Source organism: Neisseria sp. Ec49-e6-T10 (assembly GCF_051132615.1).
Taxonomy (GTDB): Bacteria; Pseudomonadota; Gammaproteobacteria; order Burkholderiales; family Neisseriaceae.
Genome location: NZ_CP152375.1, coordinates 1,155,557 through 1,177,038, shown reverse-complemented (window position 1 = coordinate 1,177,038; position 21,482 = coordinate 1,155,557). Strand labels below are relative to the sequence as shown.

The window sequence follows — 21,482 nt, the reverse complement described above, 5'->3', positions numbered from 1 at the left end:
AAGTGATTGTTTTTGGCTACGGTTTGAATTATAGAATATCATTTAAACCGTAGCCGATAAATTTATTCGATATTTTGAACTTGTTCTCTCATCTGCTCAATCAATACTTTCAGTTCAACTGAAGCTTGGGTGCTTTCACTGGCAATGGCTTTACTGCCAAGTGTATTGGCCTCTCGGTTAAGTTCTTGCATTAAAAAATCGAGCCTTTTACCTACTGTGCCACCTTGTTTTAAAACCCGTTTCACTTCGTTAATATGGGTCTTTAAACGAGACAATTCTTCATCAACGTCTGCTTTTTGCATAAACAAGACAAATTCCTGTTTGATTCTGTCGTCCTGTATATTGTCCAAGGCTTCATGTAAACGCTTTTGTAATTTATCATAATGTGCATCTAAAAGCTGTGGCATAAATGTTTCGACTTGTTGGGTAATCTGCAACATATGATCTAATCGCTCAGTTAAATGTTGTTTCAGTTTTTCACCCTCTCGTTGACGAGAAGCACAAAAGTCATTAAGTGTCTCATTAAGGGTACTTAAAATGTTTTCTTGTAATAATTCAGGGTCAATTTCGGCTTGATTTAATATTTGTGGGAACTTGAGTATATCTGCCACACTTAAAGCGATAATTGTTTGATCTTTTTTCAATATATTTTGATTCAATTGTAAAAGACTATTGAGTAGAGCTTCATTTAAGCCTAATTGTAAATTGCTATCAGTAATAGGTTGGATATTGATTCGGCATTCGACTTTGCCACGCTGAACTTTATTTTGAATCAGCTCTCTGATAGGTTGTTCAAGGTGTCTGAGTTCTTCTGGTTGTTTGATTTGGATATCAAGATAACGGTGATTAACAGCTCTTAACTCTAAATTGATTCTGATGTTTTTTAATTCTTGATTACGATTAGAAAACCCAGTCATGCTTTGAATCATGTTAAAATCCCTTAATAATCGGCTATTTTATTAAAAATAACCAAAGCTTTAAATGAATAAATACCAGTATTGTGTAAATATACAATGCTTAACGTATTGTAATAAATAGGAAATAACGACTCCATGGCAGCAGTCGATCAATCAATTGCTTTAGCTGCAAATACTCAGCTTGAAAATTATACCATTATGTACCCACTTTCAGTGGGTGGTTTTGGTGTGGTTTATTTGGCGAAGGATTGTAAAACAAATGATCTTGTCGCAATAAAAGAATATTTTCCCAGTGCTCTGTGCAAAAGGGTTGAGGGGAGTAACGATGTCACCGTTCAAACAGAGTTAGATGCAGATTTATTTACCGCAGGCTTACGCTGTTTTTTTGAAGAGGCACGTCTGCTTTCCAATATTAATCATCCAAATGTAGTGAATGTGAGTAATTTCTTTCGAGCCAATCAAACGGTTTATATGATTATGGATTATTACGAAGGAAATGGTTTAGATAAATATTTGGCTAATATGACAGGCTTGATGCCTGAAAAGCGCTTAAGAACATTATTTGCTTATATTGCTTCCGGTTTAAGGGAAGTGCATTTAAAGCATATGTTGCATTTAGACATCAAACCAGCAAATATTTATTTACCACAAGCAACTGCACCGATTATTTTGGATTTTGGTGCAGCAAGGCAATCGGTGCAAGTAGATGGTAGACAACTGGTTGGTATGTATACACCAGGGTATGCTGCACCAGAACAATATCGTAGTGATTGGCCTCAAGGGCCATGGACAGATGTGTATGCCTTAGCTGCCACTATGTATGCTTGTATGGGTAGGGGTGTACCGTACCCAGCAGACAAAAGACTACAACAAGATCATTTAGTGCCAGCAATAAAGCGCTTTAGTGGCAAATATTCAAATGAGTTGTTACAATTAATTGATAGTTGCATGATATTGGATCTTTCGAAACGTCAAAGTAGCATGAGTGTGGTACAAAAAGCTTTACTAACAAGGCCTGCTCAATGGGGGACTGCGTCAGAAACCATCGATATGGATAAAAAAGAAGGGTTTTTCTCTGGGGTGAAGAAACTGTTTGGAGGCGGGGAATAAGAATGAAATTTGCTGTATTTCAGGATAGTAGAGTAGGTGGCCGCCCCTATAATCAGGATCGGCAAGGTATTTGTTGTAAAAGAGAGAGCACCTTACTGGTTATCGCAGATGGTATGGGGGGCATTAAACATGGTGAAGTTGCTGCTCAAATTGTCGTAGATCATCTGTTAAAACATTTTAAGGCATTGGCTCGCCCAAAAATTGATCACCCCAATCGGTTTTTGGTTAATGCTGTCACGACAGCGCATCATTCTATTATGGAGTATGCAGCTGTTCATCAATTAGAAGAAGTGCCCAGTACAACAGTAGTTGCGGCCATTATTCAAGACAATATGCTTTATTGGTGCCATGTTGGTGATTCTCGTTTGTATCTGTTTGATCAAGAGGGTGTTGTACTCAGGTCACGTGATCACTCTCAAGTACAACGTATGATTGATCAAGGGTTTATTAATTCAAGTGCCATTAAAGAACATCCGGATCGCAGTAAAATTTATAATTGTTTAGGCGCATTGCGAGATCCTGAAGTTGAAGTTGGTCCTAAAACCCAGTTAGAAGAAGGCATGACATTATTGTTGTGTACAGATGGTTTATGGGGTTATTTTGAAGATGAAGAATTAGAAAAAGCTTTTGCTTTAAGGGATGTTTCTGTAGCTCTTCCTATTTTGATGAATATTGCTGAAAAACGGGGTGAAGGGCGGGGTGATAATTTAAGTGCTGTATCAATTACTTTAGTGGGTGATGCCAAATTTAAGACAAATAGTCCTTTTTTTGTGGATACAGATACCATTCCTGATGATACAAACCCAGAACAAAGGGTCATTCAGCAACGAGCTGAAGAAGAAATTGTGATGGAATTGGATAATGATTTAGACCAAAAAGCCTTTGAAGAAATTCAAAGAGGACAGAAATTTTATTAATCATGTGTAATGCTTTTTTAGAAAAATAATGATGATGTCAGATAAGTTAGCAAGATCAGAAAACCGTCAACCAAATCAATTGCGCTGTGTTGAAATTATCCCTCACTTTTTAAGTCATGCAGAAGGTTCTGTGCTGATTCGTTGTGGGCAAACACAGGTTATTTGTTCTGCTAGTGTGGAAGAAAATATTCCTTCTTTTTTGAAAGGAAAAGGGCAGGGCTGGGTTACAGCTGAATACGGTATGTTACCTAGATCAACCCATTCTCGTATGCGTAGAGAAGCTGCTCAAGGTAAACAAAGTGGGCGAACACAAGAAATTCAGCGATTGATTGGGCGTTCGCTACGTGCAGTTGTGGATATGCAAAAATTAGGTGAACGGCAAATTACCATTGACTGTGATGTGATTCAAGCTGATGGCGGTACTCGTACAGCCAGTATTACAGGGGCTTTTGTTGCCTTAAGTTTGGCTGTTAATAAATTAATGGCTCAAGGGTTGATTGCTGAGAATCCAATTAAAGAAGCAGTTGCTGCCATATCAGTTGGTGTTTATGAGGATGTTGCCCTATTGGACCTTGATTATTGCGAAGATGCTAATTGTGATGTGGATATGAACATTGTGATGACAGCTTCAGGTCATCTGGTTGAGGTGCAAGGAACGGCTGAAGGAAAAGCGTTTAGTCGCACACAGTTAAATCAGCTCTTGGATTTAGGAGCACAAGGGGTTGAGCAATTAATTCAATTACAAACACAAGCCCTTTTCGCAAAATAGTTCGTTGTTATCCTCTTATGTTAAAAGCCACTGTTTAAAAGGGGTTTTTTATTGTGTATCAATATAGTTAACCAAGGTATTGGTTAAAACCCCTTGTTGTTCGGCAAGATCAGACCAATACTTTGCCTGATTGGTGTTTGGTTCTGTACCCAGTCCTTGTTGATAAACATAACCTAATAGTGCTTTACCTAAGGGAAATTTTGGGTGATTGGCGGCTTTTTCACTCCAATAAAACATTTTATTATAATCTTGTAGGTGTTTCCCATATAAAATCGCCAGATCCAATTGTGCTTGTGGCCAATTTTGGTTTGCTGCTTTTTCCAACCATAAAGCACTTAAAGGGATATTTTTTTCTTGAAGATGTAAAGTGCCAAGTAAATATTGGCTTTCTTTATTATTCTCATTAGCTGCTTTTTCCAGTAATGGTCGTGCTTTTTCGGTATCTTTGTTATTTAAAAGATATATTTTCCCTAGGTAGGCTGTTGCCTCTTGTTGATTATTTTTTGCAGCTTCTTGGAACCATTTTGTTGCTTCTGGTATGTTTTGGGGTAAATGTGTACCTTCATAATAAAGTTTGCCTAAAAACATCTGACTTTTTGGGTTTCCCTGTGAGGCTGATGCCAGTAGCCAAGGCTTAGCTGCTTGATAATTACGATATTGTGTAATATAAAGCGCTGCTAGATTATATTGTGATGGTTCATGCCCTTGATCGGCTGCTTTTTTAAACCAAGACATAGCCAAAGGGATGTCCTGTTGTCTCTCTTTTCCTTGAGTTAATTGCATTCCTTTTTGATAAGCCATCAGTGTTTCTTGGTTATGCTTTATTGTTTTAGTTTGATGATTGTTTATTTGATGATTGTTTTTTTCTGAAAAAAGTTCTTTTTGAATATCAAAAAATAAATAGCCACTAATGCCTAATACGACAAAAAACATTGTAAATCGAGAAATAAAGCGAAAAAATTTTTTCTTCATATTAGTTTTTTTAAATTTCTGTTTTAAGGTAGCTTAAATGCTTTAACCAAAGTGAGTTCCCCAGCAGCCCGCATGGGAACTTTAAAACTTTGTCTTTTTTCGCTGCCAGTGCCTTCATTAGTCAATAAGGTAATGGTTGCTGTGGTCATCTCTTTTTCACTACGTCCACCAAAGTAATTTAAATACACTAAGTACGTACCAGCCAAAGGAGAGGGGGTAGAAAAAATTTCTGGGCCAAAACCTGTGGTTACATCAACATCTAAAGCCCCCCCATTTTTTAAAACACGATTACCATAATAAGCATGTTCACCATCTGGTGTGATCACATGTAAATCCAGATCGGTGTGATCTGTATCCCAGGACAGTAATACCCTTAATTTAGGGCGGGTTTTTGTGGTGTTATTGTCATAAAACTGTACCCGTTTGCTTTGCCCATCTTTTGTTTTGAGTTCAACATTATTGTTCCCTGCGGCAAAGGCATAAGGTCTACTGAAACTGCCATCTTCATTAATATGTTGAGGCATGGCAAGGCCATTAACAATCAGTGTGGCAGGTTGCTTATTATTTTTTGGATGATTTTTAATTCGTCCTTTAATTAGATTACTTTTGTCTTCAAACCCTTCTTGGTTGACACGGCTTGCTGGGTAATGAACAGATTGTGTGTATTGGCTGCTGCTTTTTTCTGGATTTTTCCAGCCACCTGTAGGCGTGTCAAACACAATACCGCTTTTGGCTGTTGCAGAGGTAACAATGAATATACTCATTAAGTAAGTAAGAATATGTTTATACTTCATGATAGAGGCCTTAAAATAAGTTGTCTTGCCAAGTTTTCAATAAATTGTTCATTTTGCCCATTGGGGTGCTGTGCAAAGATTAGGTGCAGATATTCGTGTGCCAGCGTAATTTGGTCATTTTGGGTTTTAAACTGACGAATATAAATGCGGTTTGCAGACACATCAGTATAAGGTGTACCTCGGCTGATTTGGCATAAGGAAGGCATTTGGGTGAGCATTTGAAACCCAGGTTCGGTACGTAAGGTTTTTAGCCATATTTTACTTTGTTTGTTTAACCATTGCGAAGCTTGAGGCAATGCTTTACATTGGTATTGTGCTTTGCTGTTCATAATATTCAATTTAGCTTGAGGATAGGCATGAGCCAAAATTGCTTCAAAACTGAGCCCTTTTTGATCTTGTTCTACTGCTTTTTTCCAGCTTAATTGGTTTCGCCTGTTTGTATCCAATTGATAGTGAATAGTGCTGCCTGTTAATACCAAACGATCAGTTTGAGCTGCGATGATTTTTGCTTGTTTGCTGGCACTAGAAGGCGCTACACGTTGTTTTTGGGTACTGTCTGAAATCAATAAACAATCTTGAGCACCTGTTGCTTCTTGTAGTAAATAACTTCTGGCAGCAATGGCTAATGCTCTTGCTGCTTGTGTTGGTTTGGCCGCAGCTTCGCGATCAATCACACGGGCGACATATTCATTTAAAGACATTTTGCCAATCAGTTTGATTTTACCTAAACTGTTTTTTTGAATCAGTAAATCATTTTGTGCCACAATGCGCACTTTATTACCTTTGGCAAAGGAAACCTGATAAGTACCTTTGAGCACCCCACCATGTATGGTTTTACCTGTTTTATCGGTGACGGTGGTAATAGGGTTGTTTAAAAAATCAAAATAGTCGACTTCAACGCAGGTTAAGTCATTTTTGGCTTGTGTGCTTTGGACTATAGGTGCAAGCATAGTGCCTGCTTTTGCCATGACATCTACACTACGTCCTCTGCCTGCAAACCAAATGGCTCGTCCATCAGCCAGAAAACCTGCGAACCCACCAATACGCTCTTGTGGGCGGTTTGGGTAAGGCATGGTAAATGTTTTTACTCTTAATTCAGAACCTAATACAGCCAAAGTTTGCTGATTGCTTTTTCGCAGCATTAAGGGCAATAAGGTGGTATTGATGTGTACTTTACTGCTGTTAGGGATGGCACTCAAAGCATTTAATAGATCTGTAACAGGCACATAGTGGTTTTCGGTGATGAAGTTGAGTTCTTGTAACCATTTTGGTGCTTGTTGTTTTTGCCAATAATGACGCCATGCGGTGTTGGAAATGTTCAAACGTTTTGGGTCGAAAAATAAACCACACGATTGCTGTAAGGCTTGCTCTTGTCCAATGCTTTGTCCTTTTTGACAGCAGTATTTTTCTTCAGGATTTTTCCCTTTACACACATAATCAGGTGCATTGATTTTATTGTCTACTAGATAACCATATACGAATAGTTTCCACACACTGCCCAAAGGTGTGTGTAATTTTTCTGGTGAAATGGATTGAGTATGAAAAGGTTTTTGTGTACTGATTTGCCAGCTTTGGGTTTGTGAGCCATTGGATATAGCACCCAACGAGTATTGCTTGCTTGGGTAGAGAACGGCATTGTTATTGGCTAAGACAGGCTTAACCAATAATAAGATGACTCCCCAAGTTAAATAACGCATTTAATCTACCTTAAATGTTAGTTGTTCTGGCGTTGCTTGCTGCTGTGTATTCAATTGTGGTTGATACATATTAAATAAACGCACAGCAGGTACATGGAATTGCCCTTTTTGTGAGAAGCGAACCAGTTGTCTAAACTTAGTGGTTTGGGTCAGTTTAGTGACAGGTAATCGATAAGACAATACCCCTTCTTCAAAGGTATGATTACCAAAAGGTTTGGCATCTTGCTCATCCAATTGCGCAATGTGCATACCCCATGTTGTGCTTTCCACACTTGCACCTGTAGGCATACCCACTTCAACCAGACCATATTGTAGTGGTTTGCTGGTTTTGGGGGTTAATGTAATTTCATCTACGTATAACACATTGCTTTGTAAGGTTTCATTGTCTTTCACCAATACCGCTTTAAAACCTAAATTACCTTGTTTTTGATCATCATCTTGATTTACTTTATAAGGTTCGAGACGGTATAAAGATCGTTTAATATCCACTGGTAAAGATTGATTGCTTTTTGCATAACTGTCATAGCGAATAATTGCGACCATAGGCGTTTGGGGTAAATGAGGTAGGCTAATTTGAGTAGGGACAGTATGATTTGTCCATTGCCATTGAGCTACCCCAGAATAGTTTGTGCTGATTCGTTGCCAGTTGCCTTCAGGTTGATCAGTTGCTAGATCTGCTGTGTTGTTAAATCCAGCTTTATGTAGCCAGATTAAACTAATGGCTCGCTCAAAAGTAGGATACTGTACAGTGGCTTTACCTAAAATTTCTTCTATGCTGTGTGTTCTGTCACCACTTAAATACAATAAGCTTTGAACAGCAATATTGTTTGATTTTTGTTGTAACAGAGTTTGAGCGTCTGCCAAATGTGAAGTTAAACGTTCGGGTAAAGTATTATTCAATTCTGAATGTATTTGATGACTGATCAATAAGGCCATATAAAGTTGCAATGGACTATTGGTTTCACCAAAAAATAAGCTGTTTTGATTGGATAAAGAGGTAATATTTTTTGTATCCGCTTTCTGTATATTATTGGCTAATTCAGTATCTACACCATTTAATAATGTCTGAACAGGTAATCCCATCTGTTTCATAAACCATAACGACACCATTTTATGTAACACAGGTTCTTGCGTCGCTCTTTTTTGGTAAAGTTCCAGTAAAGGACGCATATCATCTGCATTGACTGGTAAGCCTAAGGCTTGTGCAGTATACCAATCTGCATAATAGGCGTAGCTGCTGATAAAGAGGCTTGGCATACTGTCCATACCCCACCAGCTAAATTGTGCATTTTCTCCAGCCATATCAATCAGACGTAATCGCTGATTAAGCAGCTGATTACGTACTCGAGCGGTAACATAAGCTGGTATCTGGTTTTTATCAAGGCTTTGATACGCCATACTTAATGGTATTAAGCGACTAGATGTTTGTTCTACACAGCCATAAGGGTATTCAATTAAACCATCCACAATATTAGCAAACGCTGCTTGTGCCTTTGGCATAATACTTAAACGTATGTTTTTTGCATCTTTAGGCAGATTAACCGCAGTTTGTTCATCTGTTAAGTCTAATTGCGTTTGTTGTGGTTGTAGCCATGTATTAGCGACGGTTTTAACAGGTACAGTTAGTGCATCAAAGATTTGCTCACCAATAGACAGAGTCAATTGAATATCACCTGAAACAGCATTAATGGGTAAACTTAAATAGTTAGCACCAGGTTTAAGAGTGATACTTTCTTCTTTTAATACTGTTGCACCTACTTTGGCACGCCAAGTTGCTTTGGTTTCATGCGCCATTTGGTTAAAGGCTAATATTTCAGCATTCATCACATCATCTTGACGTAGGATTTTTGGGCCTGTCCATTTGAGATAATAGGGCTGCTCTGTTTGGATATAAGCAATTTTTTGCCCAACTTTACCGTCTTTATCCATCGCTCGAACAGTGATACGCCAGCGTGTTAATGAGTCTGGTAAGGTAAAGTTGATGGTTGCTTTGCCTTGCTCATTGGTCGATAGGGCTGCTTGCCAGAATGCTGTGTCTTTTTCTTCACGGCGAGGACGTTCAAGTACTTTAATGACTCGTTCGTTGATTTGGCGGTTTTGAGTGGTTTGCCCTGTTGCAGAGACGGACTTGTCATAAGCAATAAAATTTAAACTGGCCGTTGTGGCAACATTGTTTCGTCTGGGGTGATAGAAAAAATCAACCATATTGGGGGCGATTTCTGGTTGTAAAACATAAATCATTTCATCCACAACGCTAATGGCCAGTTGGCTGGGGATTTTATTGCCAGCAAATAAGGTATCTAATTGAATCGACACTTTTTCTTTTGGTTTATAAGTGGTTTTATTGGGTTTAATGGCAACCTCAATTTGAGGTTGCGCTACAATTACGCCTGCATTTTGGAAAACATATTCACCTTTATACTGGTACAGTACAGAAAAAGTCATATTAGGGGTAAATTGATTGCCTACTGGTAAACTGACAATGTATTGACGATTATTGATTTTCTTTTTAGAGAACCAATTTTGGTTTTGCGACAATAAACCAAATGCTTCTACATTGTCTCTTTCTAAGGTCAACAGCGCATCATTGATATCAACAGGGAAACTGACTAAAGCATTGGCTGTTTCTCCTACTTTATATTGAGGTTTATCAAACACAATTTCTACTGAACCTTCAGCTGCTTCAAAGCCTTCACCTTGTACCCAATAATTGGTTGCTCCCAGTAAATTGCCTGATTGATCTTTAAGCATCACTGTATAAGAGCCAGCACGATCAAATTTGATTTCAAATGATTTTGCATTGGCAGCAATGGTGCCTTTGTCTTTTTTGCCATCTTCTAAACGAATCAACTCATATTCTGAAGGTGCTTCTTTACTGGGGTTTTGTGTGGCAAAATTAAAGGTGATTTTTTGACCCACTTGTCCAAATTGAAGATTGGTTTTAATGGTGTAAGGCGTGATACCACGCTCTACCAGAATTTCCCGAGTGGTTTTGACTCGGTAAGCTGCCGCATCACTGGCTAAAATGGTCACAATATAACGGCTTGGTTCTTTGGTTTCAGGTAGATTGAGTTCTATTTCGCCTTTATCGTTAGATGTCCATTGTTGTTGTGACAATTGAATAGGGAACATGCCTGCATAGTCCAATTGACCATCTACCATAGACAGTTGTTGTGCGCGAACACTGATATTCACTTGAGCATTTTTGACTGCGGAACCATTTGGATAACGCAACGCAATGGTGCCTTTAATGGGTTGACCTGTTTTTAAGTTGTTGGGTGTGTTCAATAAAATATCAAAATGGGGTTTGATGTAATCGGCTACTCTAAATGAAGCAGAATAAACATCATCTTCTCGAGTCAGTTTGATTTCATAGCCACCGCTCATAGCCTTTTCTGGCAAGGTGAATTGACCAGAAGCATTACCGAGTGTTTCGTTTTTTAAGGTGTCTTTCAGTAACGTTGTGCCTGTAGGATCCAGTATTTCATAGGATATAGGTACGCTAGCAGGTGTATTGGATGTTTGGGCACTGGTAAAGTCACGAATAAACGCTTTAATTGATACGGTATCGGATGCTCGATAAAGTGGTCGATCAGTAAAAGCATACAGTTTAGTATTGTAGACTTCGCTGTCGTAATAAAAATTTTCTGAAACAAACACACCACCTTGTCCATCTTCACCCAACAAATAACTGTGTTCAGGTGTGGCACGTTTTAAAGTAGCAAAGCCGTTTTGATCAGTTTGTTGTGTCCCTAGCACACCTACGCCATCTGTCCATAAAAGAGCAACATTTTTTTGTGCATTGCCTGTTTGACGGTTGGTTGTCCAAACCAAAGTTTGGTCTTTTGCTGATTTGGTGATGGCAACTGTATTTGACACAAACAATAAGGTGGTCGCACGCTGATTTGCAACCATGGCTTCAATAAGGTATAAACCAGCAGGCAGTTTGCCCAGTGGGACCATCACATTGCCCAATTTATTTTGTATAAAATTACTGCTGCTGCCAGAAAGCACAGTATCTTTAGGTGGTGCAATTGGTTTGGCGTACCATAGTGGGTAACGAATTTGCGTGATAATAGGGTATTTACTTAAAGGGCTAAATTGTACTTGTTGATCTATTTTGGTTGCTTGGGTAATAGATGCTTGCGTTTTCAGTTCAGGATATTGTTTGGTTACCCCTAAACGAGTTTCAGAAGAAAACAAACGCTGCCATGAACGACGGGTTGATTTCATCCAGCTATCCCAAACATAATGCACAGCAGGCATGGCACTGGTACGTGTATTGGCTTTAATTTGTACTCGATGTAAGTCTGGTTGTGCTTTTAAAAAGTCTAATGGTTCTGAAATACGATAAACCCGAATATCGGCATCCAGTGGTGTTTCATAATGAGCGTAGGAAGAAGGTGCTTCTAAACGAATCTGTGCTGTTTCGTCTGTGCCATAGCTTTTGTCACTGAGTACATAAAATGGCTCAGACACATCTAACGATGTATTACTTGGCGGTACTTCGGGTAGAGCAAAAGCCAGTTTGGGCAATAGTGTCAATAAACAAATTATCGGGATAAAAAGCCCAAACGGTAAATGCCGATGAAGTTGGGATTGTTTTGATTGATTCGCCACCGCGTATCCTTCCAATTTAATAATTCGGGTATCAAAACGGCTCTTAAACCGTTGTCTGTTTTTGTTACTGTTCCTGTATGGTAGGCAATTAGGTTGCCCAACCATATCATTAAGTGTTGCGCATCACCTTGATCAAAAAACAGCAGATCACCTATCTGGGCTTGGTTCATGTTTTTGCTGACAAATACACTGTTTTTTTGAATTAAAGCCAGAGCGCTCACATACGCACTTTTATTGCCTTCAATGGTAATCCACTCATTTTTTAGGTTTTTTTGTGCTGCATTAAGGTTTAGCTCGGCGGGCAATTGTGCCAGTTCAAAACCACTGGCTGCCCGCCATTTGGTATCGTGTTCTCGTAAGGTTTCAAATACAGCAAAACGAATCAAACCTGCACAATCTCTGTGTGTCCAGCGATTAGAGGGGCCTTGTTTTAACTGTTGACGTACGATGGCAGCAAACCATTGACGAAATAGAGCAGATTGCTCTTTATTCAGCATCACTTGATTTTGGCTGTTTAAATGGCCAACTAAAGCCCATGTTGTTGGGCTTAATAATAAAGCTGAGGCGATAAATGATCTGCGGTTCAGTTTCATGGTGTGATGGTTTTGTTCTGTTCTTGCCAATGTAACGGTAACCAAATATGTTTGGCGTTTTTGCTGCCTACTAAAGTAGGCACATCATCTAAAATAATCGCCCATATTGGCTGTTTTGCTAACAGATCTAATTTGGGTTTTATTTGTTCTTGCGAGACTTTACGTAAATCTGTTTCAGAATGTGCAGATAAAGCATCCAACATTTGTTGTTCAAGTAGTTTGGCTAGTTGTTTTGAATTAACCCATGCAATGGTGCGTTCTTTTTGTTGCATTTGGTCAGATAATGCAGGAAAGTTTTTTTGATAAACGCTCACAGCTTGTTTGACTAAGTCTTCATCGGGTGAGAAAAATACATACTCACCTGAAACAGCCAATGCCGCTGGAAAATAGCGCTGAGAGGACATTTTCCCTGTAAATGTTTTAGGCAAATCTTTTACGTTGTGGCTACCATAGCGAGCGCTGACTATGCGGCTCATCATCACAATATCAGGTGTAACAGTTTGCTTCTCAACATCGAAACGTTTTTTATTTTCAAATTCTTTGGCACCAATGATTTGCTCAAATAAAGCAGTGAGCGCAGGAATTTGTGTTGTTGCCACTTCTTTATTTTTCAGTTTTGCAATCAATAAAGGTGCGGAAAAAGGCTTATTTTCGTACCAGCACATTAAGACAGGATCATTAAATTGATTTAAGTCCAATTTGCTGTTTTGTACGAAAGAAATAGATTCAGTGTTTTTCGCCATTTCAGACCAATTAACGGGTAATGAAGCACACAGTGCCGCATCCGCAGGGCTCATTTGAAATAAAGCCTCGCTATGCCATTTTCGTTCAGGCAATAATTCTGGGGTAATGGCAGCTTCACTGTGCCATTTTTGTCCATCAAATTCAAAGCGAACAGCATTAAAGCCAGGTAAAGCACTCTGGTAAGAAAAGGCTAAAAATGAGGCGTTTGCTGTGATGCTGTGTCCTTTTTTGGGCATATTTAAACCAACAGTGCGCATAATTTTTTGTTGGTTGTCAGGTTTTGCACTTAATAACAGTTCAACTTGTTCTACTCTATCTTGTAACAGTTTGCCATTTACTTTTGGCGCAGTACTGGCAGTTTTGGGAACAGGGTTTTCTCCATTTGCAGCATCATATGCAGTAACAGGGTTTTCTCTATTATCGTAATCATATCCAATATCTGTTTTAATTGGAGGGATTTGGCTTTCTGTTTCTTTTTGTTCAAATAACATACCTGCATCGGATAAAAAAACTAAACGGTCTTTGAAGCTGGCAAAAAGCCCCACATGATTTTGATAATACAATGCATATAAAGGGACTTTTTCCCCATCTACTTTAATGGTTGCCGCTTCAATCAATTGGCTGTCACTTAATGCAATTTTACTCAAGCCTTGGATTAATTTTGTGGTACCTGAATTTTTGGTAGCCAGCATCCAGTATTCTGGACGCCCTGTTGAACCATTCCAAACATAAAGTTCTGATGGTTCAGAAATGATTTTTTGCACAATTTGTTCTGGAACGGATAACTGATGTTCAAAAGCGATGCGATTAATGCTGCCCTGAATAGAAAGTTTTGATGGGGCATTGTCGTAATAAAAAATCAAATCTTCTGTGAGCAATTGATTCAGTAGAGGGACTGTTAAAATGTCTTTGGGTAGCCTAGCTAAATTTTGGCTTAAAATCATCACATCAGGCTTAGACATATCTACCCATACTTGACCAACAGTAAAGGAACCTTTTCTATCTTGAAAAAAACGACAACCCGCAACTGATGCGGCTAGCACGATAAACAGGAGTAAATATTTGGCAACTTTTTTGAAAGCAGGCAAAGAATAGGTCATATAAGATCCAAAACTTGTACAAAAAATCAGGTGATCCATTCAGGATTTTTTGGATGATTTGTTGAATTAATGAGGCAAAGGATAACAAGTTTTCTTGAAAAAAGTAAGTATGTTGGTGTTATTTTTTGTGGCTTGCAATAAAAAAGCATCATTTTGATTGTTTTATGCTCAAGCTGTTTTTAGTTTAAATTTTATATAATTGATTGAGTGATGTTTAAAGATAAAACGATTAATCTAGTCTATTTATTAAAATATATGATGAAAAATTCAAAGTATGTGTTTTAACCAAGTATTTTCAGGGAAGAATAAATACGTAAGGAATGGTATACTTTACCTGATTTTAACGATCAAGTAGTTTTGATTTCAAAGAATAGTGGATAAATGAATATTACCCTTTTTACTGCAATTTGCAGTTTTTTTATTATTCTGATTTTAGCGCAATGTATGGTTTATGTTGTGCGTAAGCGCCATCCTGATAAAGACTGGACAGAACTGACCCAGCGTATGCAAACATGGTGGCTGATTGTGTTGGTATTTGTCTTGGCCATTAGTACACCTCAAGTTGTTTCTTTGATCATTTTTGGGTTCATCAGTTTCTTGGCGTTAAAAGAATTTTTCACCATGATCCCAACAAGGTATTCAGACAATACCCCTTTGTTATGGGCCTATGTGAGTATACCCATACAATATTATTTTGTGGGTGCCGAATGGTTTGGCATGTTTATTGTCTTTATTCCCGTTTATGTATTTTTGTTTTTACCAACTGTCATGGTGTTAATAGGGGATACAAAAGGGTTTTTACATTCAGCCGCTACCCTCCATTGGGGGGTCATGACTACGGTTTTTGCCATTAGCCATGTGGCTTTTTTAAATGTCTTAGGGGACGATAAAAGTACGGGTGCACTTATGGTGATTTATTTGGTTGCTTTAACAGAGTGTAATGATATTGCTCAATATTTATGGGGTAAAACACTGGGTAAGAGAAAAATTATCCCTAAAGTGAGCCCCAATAAAACAGTGGAAGGATTACTTGGTGGTATTGCGACGACCATGGTGTTGGCTTTAATTTTGGGGCCGATTTTGACCCCCATGACGTTTTCTCCTTTAGGATTATTGCATTGTTTATTGGCAGGCCTTCTGATTGGTGTGTTTGGTTTTATTGGGGACGTGGTGATGTCTGCTGTAAAACGGGATATTGGGGTAAAAGATTCTGGTAAATTATTGCCAGGGCATGGTGGTATTTTAGATCGGCTGGACTCTTTAATTTATACAGCACCAATTTTTTTCCATTTTATTTACTATTATTATTTTTGAGCCTTTGAGTCATGAATAACCTATTACGCAAATTATTTATCATTCTGGTGGCTTACCCAGTGGTGTTGGTCTGGTTGGGTGTTTCTGTCAGTAAAAGAGAGCGTTTACCTAAAAAAGGTCCCGCCATTATTGTTGGGAATCACAATAGCCATTTGGATACGTTAACTTTATTGACTTTGTTTCCCTTATCTCTAATTTCTGATGTGCATCCAGCGGCGGCAGCTGATTATTTTATGAAAAATAAATGGTTTGCTTGGTTTTCAACTAAAGTTATTGGCATTATTCCGGTTGAACGTAAAGGCGGTTCACCAAAAGAACATGATCCATTGGCAGGTTGCGTTGAAGCACTTAAAAACAATAAAATTTTGATTCTTTTTCCTGAAGGGACGCGGGGGGAACCCGAACAGATGTCTGAATTAAAGTCGGGTTTATGGTTTTTATGCCAACAATGTCCTGATGTGCCAGTAATTCCTGTTTATATGCATGGCTTAGGCCGAGCAATGGGAAAAGGACAGCGTATTCCTGTGCCATTTTTTATTGATGTGTATATAGATGAACCTATGTATGTGACAGAAGATGAGAATAAAACTGCATTTATTGAGCATTTAAAACAGCGTTTTGAAACATTGCAGGACAAAGCATACAATGGCAGAAACCATGGTTAATGAATAAATAATATGATGTTTTTATATATTGAATCTGTTTTGTTTCCTTGGTATTACTTCACATTGTCTTCACACAATATTTATATACTCAATGAATACATGAAAAATAGAGTTTGAGTATTGCATGAGAAGGCCATTATCACATTATCATCCCTTACTTTATTGGTTAAGAGTTTGGCAGCGTCGCATTTTTCGTTATTTCTCTTGGCATTGTTCTGGCCGAAAATACAGTTGTGTGCGTCAGCCAAATGAACGTTTACCTTACCGTTATAAAAAGCACACCTCCAAGCTGATCCGTCGATTGGGTGAAAGCGATATTCAGTTACAATACAATAAAGTGACCAATTTAAAATTAGCGGTTAACCAACTTAATGGGGTGATCATTCGGCCAAGTGAGTATTTTTCTTTTTGCCGTTTGGTGGGCAGACCCACAAAAAAAAGAGGTTTTGTGGAAGGAATGGAGCTGTCTTTTGGGCAAGCCCGAAGCGGTATCGGTGGCGGGATTTGTCAAATCAGTAATTTGATTCATTGGTTGGCGTTACACTCTGAACTACAAGTGGTAGAAAGGGCAAACCATAGTTTTGATCCATTTCCTGATGATGGGCGGATACTCCCTTTTGGTTCTGGTGCCGCAATCTTTTATAATTTTATTGATTTGGTGCTTTATAACCCAACTCAAAAAACATTCCAGTTGAGTTTACATGTTGGTGAGCACCAACTTGAAGGGGAACTGTTGTGTGAGCAAGAGCGAGCGTATAGTTACCATATTTATGAAAAAAGGCATGCATTTACCCGAAAAAATAATGTTGTTTATCGTCAAAATGAAATCTGGCGTGATACCTTAACGAAATATAATGTGGGTGGGCAACCTAAATGCTTGCGATCTGATCTGCTTTATCAAAATGATGTTGTGGTGAAATATGCTGTAGATGAAGCAAGGTTAGCCACAAACAATAATTAGGATATTTTTTAGCATTGTTTGGATACTTGAATATTCATTTATTATGCTTAAAAAATATAATCCATTTAATATTATGGTTTATTTTATTGAATGTAACATTTCTTTTGCATGTTCTTTTGTGGTTTCTGTAATCACTTCTCCTCCTAGCATTCGGGCAATTTCATCCACTCTTTCATTGTTATTGAGTACCTTAATTTGGCTAAATGTTTGCCCTTCTTTACTGTATTTGCTCACTTGCCAATGGTGTTCTCCACAGGAAGCAACTTGGGGTAGGTGGGTAATGGCCAATACTTGATAATGTTTGCCTAAGTCATGCAGTAGTTTGCCAACCATTTGTGCGACTCTTCCACCGATACCCGCATCTACCTCATCAAAAATAAGGGTAGGTACACGGGTAAATTGGCTCATCACAACTTGTAAGCTCAAGCTGATACGGGATAATTCTCCACCAGAAGCGACTTTATTTAAAGGCTTTAGTGAAGAGCCTTGGTTTAATGCGACCTGATAGCTAACCTGTTCTAAGCCTGAGGCATGAGGTTCTTGATAAGGGGTGAGTATCACCGCAAATTGTGCACCACTCATAGCCATATACTGCATTTGTTCAGTCGTTTTTTTTGCTAATTGAGCGGCCGCTTTTTGGCGCATATTGCTCAGTGTTGTTGCCTCGGCAAGGTAAGCTTGATAATTCTTATCAACAGTTAAGTGTAGTTGTTCTAAATCTGTGCTTTCTTCTAATTGTTGTGCTTGTGTTTTTAATTCATTGAGTTTTTTGTATAAATCTTCTGGTTCTGTACGGTATTTTTTTGCCAGTGACGTGATCTGTTGCATTCTGTCTTCTATCAAATTAAATTGCGCAGGATCTGATTCAATGCTATTGGCAACATCACGCATGGTATAGGTAATATCATTCAGTTCTGCTTCAACAGACTCAATGGTTTGTAAACTTTGAGAAAAAGAAGGGTGAATATCTGCTAAACCACTGAGCTTGTGCTGTATTTGATGTATGGTTTTGAGCAGGTTCTGCTCACCTTCGTCAAGGACATTTTGAATCCAAGTGGCTGTCTCAATTAATTCTACTGAGTGAGCCATATTTTTATGTTGTTGATTCAGTGTGTCCCATTCATGCTCAATTGGATTAAGCTCTGATAATTCGTTTATTTGCCAGTTTAAACGCTCTTTTTCGATTTGCATTTGTTCTGCAAAATGTTGCGCTGTTTCATAGGCTGTTTTGGCTTCTTGCCAGTTTTGAAATAAAGTTTTGACGGTTTTGGCTTGAATGCTTGCTTGAGCAAAAGCGTCTAATAATTGGCGTTGGGTTGCTTCTCTGTTTAAAGATTGATGTGCATTTTGTCCATGGATATCAATCAGCTCTTCCCCTAAGGCTTTTAACTGGGCCAAAGTGGCGGTTTGATTATTGATGAAGCTGCGGCTTTTCCCTGAGTGATCCAAGGTTCTTCGGACGCTCAGCTCTGTTTCACCTTCTGACAATAAACCTTGTCCCTGTAATTGTTTTTGTACATCTGGCAATTGAGTTAGGTCAAAAAGAGCCGACAGTTGTGCTTCTTTTGTGCCAGACCTTACCTGATCGGCACTGGCTTTATCCCCCATCAGCAAGCCAAGCGCATCTAACGTGATGGATTTACCTGCGCCCGTTTCCCCTGTTAATACAGTAAAACCGCTTTGGAAATCCAAGTTAAGTTGTTCAACAATCACAAAATTTTTTAATGATAAGGACAAAAGCATGATGGTTCTTTCTAGATAAGGCGTTCACCCCAGTGTAGTTTTTGTCTGAGTGTATGATAATAATTATAGTCTTGTGGATGTAACATGCGTAAGGTATTACGGTACCGTCTAATAAATACTTGATCCATTTCTGCCAGATCAAACAATGATTGGCCATCAAAGTGAACACGAGTGTCCCCGCCTTTTGTCAGTAAAAAGCAGACTTGAGCGGTATCGTTAATGACAATAGGTCTGTTATTCATGGCTTGAGGGCAAATAGGCACTAAAGTAAAGGCTGGTAGAGTAGGTTGTAATATTGGGCCACCAGAAGATAAGGCATAGGCAGTAGAACCTGTTGGAGAAGAGACAATTAAACCGTCTGAGCGTTGGGTATACACAAATTGTTCATCAATAAATAATTCAAACTCAATCATTTGCCCCATACTGCCACGGCTGAAGACAACATCGTTGAGTGCTAGAGCATGTTTGACTTCTTTATTGTTCCGTAAAACAGAAGCTTCAAGCATAATACGTTCTTCGGGGACAAACTCGCCAATAAACATTTTTTCTAAAGCAGGAATCATATTTTCTTTAGAAATATCGGTCATAAACCCTAATCGCCCTTGATTAATACCGATTAAGGGCACTCGATAAGGGGCGATTTTTCGGGCAACCGACAATAAAGTGCCATCTCCACCCAATACAATAATCAAATCACATAGTTTACCCAACACTTCTTTATTTAATAAACTGCAATCAGGTTTGTCTGTGTCAGAAAAATCGTTCAAGCTTTCATCTTCAATGTAAACATTGATTTGGTTTTCTTTTAAAAACGAGACCAGTGTTTTAGTGGCATCATGAATGCCGACTGTATCAGGACGTAAAACTAAGCCAACGTTTTTAAATAAAGTATTCATGATTATTGATCATCTTTATACATAGGGTGTTTTTAAAAAGACATAATGGTGTATTTTAGCAATAGTTCTTATGTTGGCAATCTTTTATTTTATTTGTTTGGATAAATAGCTTTAATTATCTGAGTAATGAACTGTTTAAATTGGCATGGAAGGAGTAGAATAACAACGTTATATCCGAGGTATAGGAATAGATAGATGAAGTCTTTATTAAAATTAATCACCCCATTTATTTTTATGTCATTTTTGGTCTCTGCGTTTTATGTACAAGCAGAAATTCGAACTGATTACAGTCATATGAATTGGGATGAAACCCCTTGGGGGGAAACTAAATTACCTTTGCCACCTTATCGCACTATGGAAGAAGGCAAATGGCAGGAGTTTTACGTGGGAGAAAACTATAAAAATAAAGCAATGATTGATTTAGAAAGTGTTGATTTGGCAGAAGATGGCACCATTCGTTATGTGTTGAATTTGCAAAGCCAGCGTGGTGCCAATAACCTTAGTGCTGAAGGCATATTGTGTAATAATCGCCTAAATAAAATATTTGCCTTTGGTGATACCTTTAATCATCAATGGATTATGAATAAAAAAGCAGACTGGAAAAGTATCAGCGTTGATGATAAAGCAAGATTGCAAATTCGGTATATGCTGTGTAATGAAGGGGCGCCTAGAAGTGCCCAAATTGCGATACAACGAATAATTGATGGTTCTTCAAAAGTCAATTATGGTAAGGGTGGAGCCAATACCAGCAAAGGTGGGAACAGCTAAATAATGGATACAACGATTGCATTATTGGTTGGCATTGCCTTTTTAGCAGGATTAATGGATGCAGCGGTCGGTGGTGGTGGTTTAATTCAAATTCCTGGTATTTTTAGTTTTTTACCCAATCATACGCCTGCGGTATTGTTTGGCACCAATAAATTTGCCTCTATTTGTGGCACGGCAACTGCCGCAAGAGAATATATCAAAAAAATTAAAGTGCCTTGGCGTTTGATTTTACCTACAGCGTTATTGGCTTTTATTTTTTCTTATCTTGGGGCTAAAGTTGTCACTTATATCCCCGTTGCCTGGATGAAGCCTGCTATCTTAGTCCTGTTAATCGTTATAGGCATTTACACTTTTATCAAAAAAGATTTTGGCCGTTTACATACTGAACGAGCATTAACCCATAAAGATTTATATATTGGTATGTTAATTGGTGCCAGTATTGGTTTTTATGATGGTATTTTTGGGCCAGGGACAGGTAGTTTTTTAACATTTTTGTTTATCAGGATTTATGCTTTTGATTTCTTGCATGCAACCGCGGCGGCAAAGGTTGTTAATCTAGCCACAAATTTTGCGGCATTGTCCTTTTTTATTCCAAGCGGCAATATTTTATGGGCATTTGCTATTCCTATGGCGATCAGTAATATATTTGGTGGCTTTGTCGGTGCTCGATTAGCCATTTTAGGTGGCGCCAAAGTTTTAAGGATTTGTTTTTTATGTTTAATGTGTATTTTAATCAGTAAATTCGCTTACGATTTGTTTTTTATGGCTTAATTGACGGATCTTATGGTTTTGAATCATTTTAAAAAGAGAAGCAAATGGTATTTCATTAAACAAATAATCAGAAGCTATATTTAGATATAAACGTTAATTAGGTGACTGTATTAGTGACAGTCACCTAATTT

At 38.3% G+C, this 21,482-nt stretch carries 17 protein-coding genes; 8 read left to right on the top strand and 9 right to left on the bottom strand.

Annotation, left to right across the window (positions count from 1 at the left end; all coding sequences use genetic code 11):
* Positions 1-62: 62 nt before the first annotated feature.
* Entirely contained in the window at positions 63-929 is an 867-nt protein-coding gene (locus AADH04_RS06230) for a YicC/YloC family endoribonuclease (protein WP_434779378.1), read from the bottom strand.
* Between the two features lie 123 nt (positions 930-1,052).
* Here AADH04_RS06230 and AADH04_RS06225 point away from each other — a divergent pair, with 123 nt between their 5' ends.
* From AADH04_RS06225 to rph, 3 genes are read left to right on the top strand one after another with little or no spacing between them, the layout of a single operon-like run.
* Positions 1,053-2,027: a serine/threonine protein kinase gene (locus tag AADH04_RS06225; protein ID WP_434779377.1), complete on the top strand. Its 975-nt coding sequence runs from the start codon at positions 1,053-1,055 to the stop codon at positions 2,025-2,027.
* A 2-nt stretch (positions 2,028-2,029) separates the two neighbouring features.
* Positions 2,030-2,944: a PP2C family protein-serine/threonine phosphatase gene (locus AADH04_RS06220; RefSeq protein WP_434779376.1), complete on the top strand. Its 915-nt coding sequence runs from the start codon at positions 2,030-2,032 to the stop codon at positions 2,942-2,944.
* Between the two features lie 34 nt (positions 2,945-2,978).
* The gene (gene rph, locus AADH04_RS06215; protein ID WP_434779806.1) at positions 2,979-3,713 is read left to right on the top strand and encodes a ribonuclease PH; all 735 of its coding nucleotides are present in this window, start codon (positions 2,979-2,981) and stop codon (positions 3,711-3,713) included.
* A gap of 48 nt (positions 3,714-3,761) precedes the next feature.
* Here the strand turns inward: rph and AADH04_RS06210 are convergent, their stop codons facing one another.
* Genes AADH04_RS06210 through AADH04_RS06185 form a run of 6 tightly spaced genes read right to left on the bottom strand, consistent with a single transcriptional unit; the run spans position 3,762 to position 14,233 of the window.
* Positions 3,762-4,685: a tetratricopeptide repeat protein gene (locus AADH04_RS06210; RefSeq protein ID WP_434779375.1), complete on the bottom strand. Its 924-nt coding sequence runs from the start codon at positions 4,683-4,685 to the stop codon at positions 3,762-3,764.
* A gap of 23 nt (positions 4,686-4,708) precedes the next feature.
* Positions 4,709-5,479: a YfaP family protein gene (locus AADH04_RS06205; protein ID WP_434779374.1), complete on the bottom strand. Its 771-nt coding sequence runs from the start codon at positions 5,477-5,479 to the stop codon at positions 4,709-4,711.
* Positions 5,476-7,176, bottom strand: coding sequence for a DUF2300 domain-containing protein (locus AADH04_RS06200; protein WP_434779373.1), 1,701 nt, complete (start codon positions 7,174-7,176; stop codon positions 5,476-5,478). Before AADH04_RS06200 ends, AADH04_RS06205 begins: the two co-directional genes overlap by 4 nt.
* Complete coding sequence (locus tag AADH04_RS06195; protein WP_434779372.1) at positions 7,177-11,796, bottom strand: alpha-2-macroglobulin family protein; 4,620 nt, start codon at positions 11,794-11,796, stop codon at positions 7,177-7,179.
* Positions 11,730-12,419, bottom strand: coding sequence for a DUF1175 family protein (locus AADH04_RS06190; protein WP_434779371.1), 690 nt, complete (start codon positions 12,417-12,419; stop codon positions 11,730-11,732). The genes AADH04_RS06195 and AADH04_RS06190 overlap by 67 nt, the downstream gene beginning before the upstream one ends.
* Positions 12,386-14,233 carry a DUF2138 family protein gene (locus AADH04_RS06185; RefSeq protein WP_434779370.1) on the bottom strand — a complete coding sequence of 616 codons (1,848 nt, stop codon included), beginning with the start codon at positions 14,231-14,233 and terminating at the stop codon, positions 12,386-12,388. Before AADH04_RS06185 ends, AADH04_RS06190 begins: the two co-directional genes overlap by 34 nt.
* 381 nt (positions 14,234-14,614) lie before the next feature.
* On the opposite strand from AADH04_RS06185, the gene AADH04_RS06180 reads away from it, so the two are divergent.
* From AADH04_RS06180 to AADH04_RS06170, 3 genes are all read left to right on the top strand, one after another.
* Entirely contained in the window at positions 14,615-15,547 is a 933-nt protein-coding gene (locus AADH04_RS06180) for a phosphatidate cytidylyltransferase (protein ID WP_434779369.1), read from the top strand.
* An 11-nt stretch (positions 15,548-15,558) separates the two neighbouring features.
* Positions 15,559-16,212, top strand: a complete 654-nt coding sequence (locus tag AADH04_RS06175; RefSeq protein ID WP_434779368.1) for a lysophospholipid acyltransferase family protein — start codon at positions 15,559-15,561, stop codon at positions 16,210-16,212.
* A 124-nt stretch (positions 16,213-16,336) separates the two neighbouring features.
* Positions 16,337-17,173, top strand: a complete 837-nt coding sequence (locus AADH04_RS06170; RefSeq protein WP_434779367.1) for a VanW family protein — start codon at positions 16,337-16,339, stop codon at positions 17,171-17,173.
* A 78-nt stretch (positions 17,174-17,251) separates the two neighbouring features.
* Here the strand turns inward: AADH04_RS06170 and recN are convergent, their stop codons facing one another.
* Positions 17,252-18,916 carry a DNA repair protein RecN gene (gene recN, locus AADH04_RS06165; RefSeq protein WP_434779366.1) on the bottom strand — a complete coding sequence of 555 codons (1,665 nt, stop codon included), beginning with the start codon at positions 18,914-18,916 and terminating at the stop codon, positions 17,252-17,254.
* An 11-nt stretch (positions 18,917-18,927) separates the two neighbouring features.
* A complete protein-coding gene (locus AADH04_RS06160) occupies positions 18,928-19,812 on the bottom strand; it encodes an NAD(+) kinase (protein WP_434779365.1) in 885 nt (294 codons plus the stop codon).
* Positions 19,813-20,007: 195 nt separating this feature from the next.
* Between AADH04_RS06160 and AADH04_RS06155 the strand changes: the two genes are divergently transcribed.
* Entirely contained in the window at positions 20,008-20,580 is a 573-nt protein-coding gene (locus AADH04_RS06155; protein ID WP_434779364.1) for a CNP1-like family protein, read from the top strand.
* Positions 20,581-20,583: 3 nt separating this feature from the next.
* Complete coding sequence (locus tag AADH04_RS06150; protein ID WP_434779363.1) at positions 20,584-21,351, top strand: sulfite exporter TauE/SafE family protein; 768 nt, start codon at positions 20,584-20,586, stop codon at positions 21,349-21,351.
* Positions 21,352-21,482: the final 131 nt, after the last annotated feature.

What these genes read in the sequence shown, in the direction of transcription:
- AADH04_RS06170 (WP_434779367.1), top strand. Translation starts at nt 16,337, where the DNA reads ATGAGAAGGCCATTATCACATTATCATCCCTTACTTTATTGGTTAAGA.
- AADH04_RS06200 (WP_434779373.1), bottom strand. Translation starts at nt 7,176, where the DNA reads ATGCGTTATTTAACTTGGGGAGTCATCTTATTATTGGTTAAGCCTGTC.
- AADH04_RS06150 (WP_434779363.1), top strand. Translation starts at nt 20,584, where the DNA reads ATGGATACAACGATTGCATTATTGGTTGGCATTGCCTTTTTAGCAGGA.
- AADH04_RS06225 (WP_434779377.1), top strand. Translation starts at nt 1,053, where the DNA reads ATGGCAGCAGTCGATCAATCAATTGCTTTAGCTGCAAATACTCAGCTT.
- recN (WP_434779366.1), bottom strand. Translation starts at nt 18,916, where the DNA reads ATGCTTTTGTCCTTATCATTAAAAAATTTTGTGATTGTTGAACAACTT.
- AADH04_RS06220 (WP_434779376.1), top strand. Translation starts at nt 2,030, where the DNA reads ATGAAATTTGCTGTATTTCAGGATAGTAGAGTAGGTGGCCGCCCCTAT.
- AADH04_RS06155 (WP_434779364.1), top strand. Translation starts at nt 20,008, where the DNA reads ATGAAGTCTTTATTAAAATTAATCACCCCATTTATTTTTATGTCATTT.
- AADH04_RS06185 (WP_434779370.1), bottom strand. Translation starts at nt 14,233, where the DNA reads ATGACCTATTCTTTGCCTGCTTTCAAAAAAGTTGCCAAATATTTACTC.
- AADH04_RS06210 (WP_434779375.1), bottom strand. Translation starts at nt 4,685, where the DNA reads ATGAAGAAAAAATTTTTTCGCTTTATTTCTCGATTTACAATGTTTTTT.
- AADH04_RS06205 (WP_434779374.1), bottom strand. Translation starts at nt 5,479, where the DNA reads ATGAAGTATAAACATATTCTTACTTACTTAATGAGTATATTCATTGTT.
- AADH04_RS06175 (WP_434779368.1), top strand. Translation starts at nt 15,559, where the DNA reads ATGAATAACCTATTACGCAAATTATTTATCATTCTGGTGGCTTACCCA.
- AADH04_RS06180 (WP_434779369.1), top strand. Translation starts at nt 14,615, where the DNA reads ATGAATATTACCCTTTTTACTGCAATTTGCAGTTTTTTTATTATTCTG.
- AADH04_RS06160 (WP_434779365.1), bottom strand. Translation starts at nt 19,812, where the DNA reads ATGAATACTTTATTTAAAAACGTTGGCTTAGTTTTACGTCCTGATACA.
- rph (WP_434779806.1), top strand. Translation starts at nt 2,979, where the DNA reads ATGTCAGATAAGTTAGCAAGATCAGAAAACCGTCAACCAAATCAATTG.
- AADH04_RS06230 (WP_434779378.1), bottom strand. Translation starts at nt 929, where the DNA reads ATGATTCAAAGCATGACTGGGTTTTCTAATCGTAATCAAGAATTAAAA.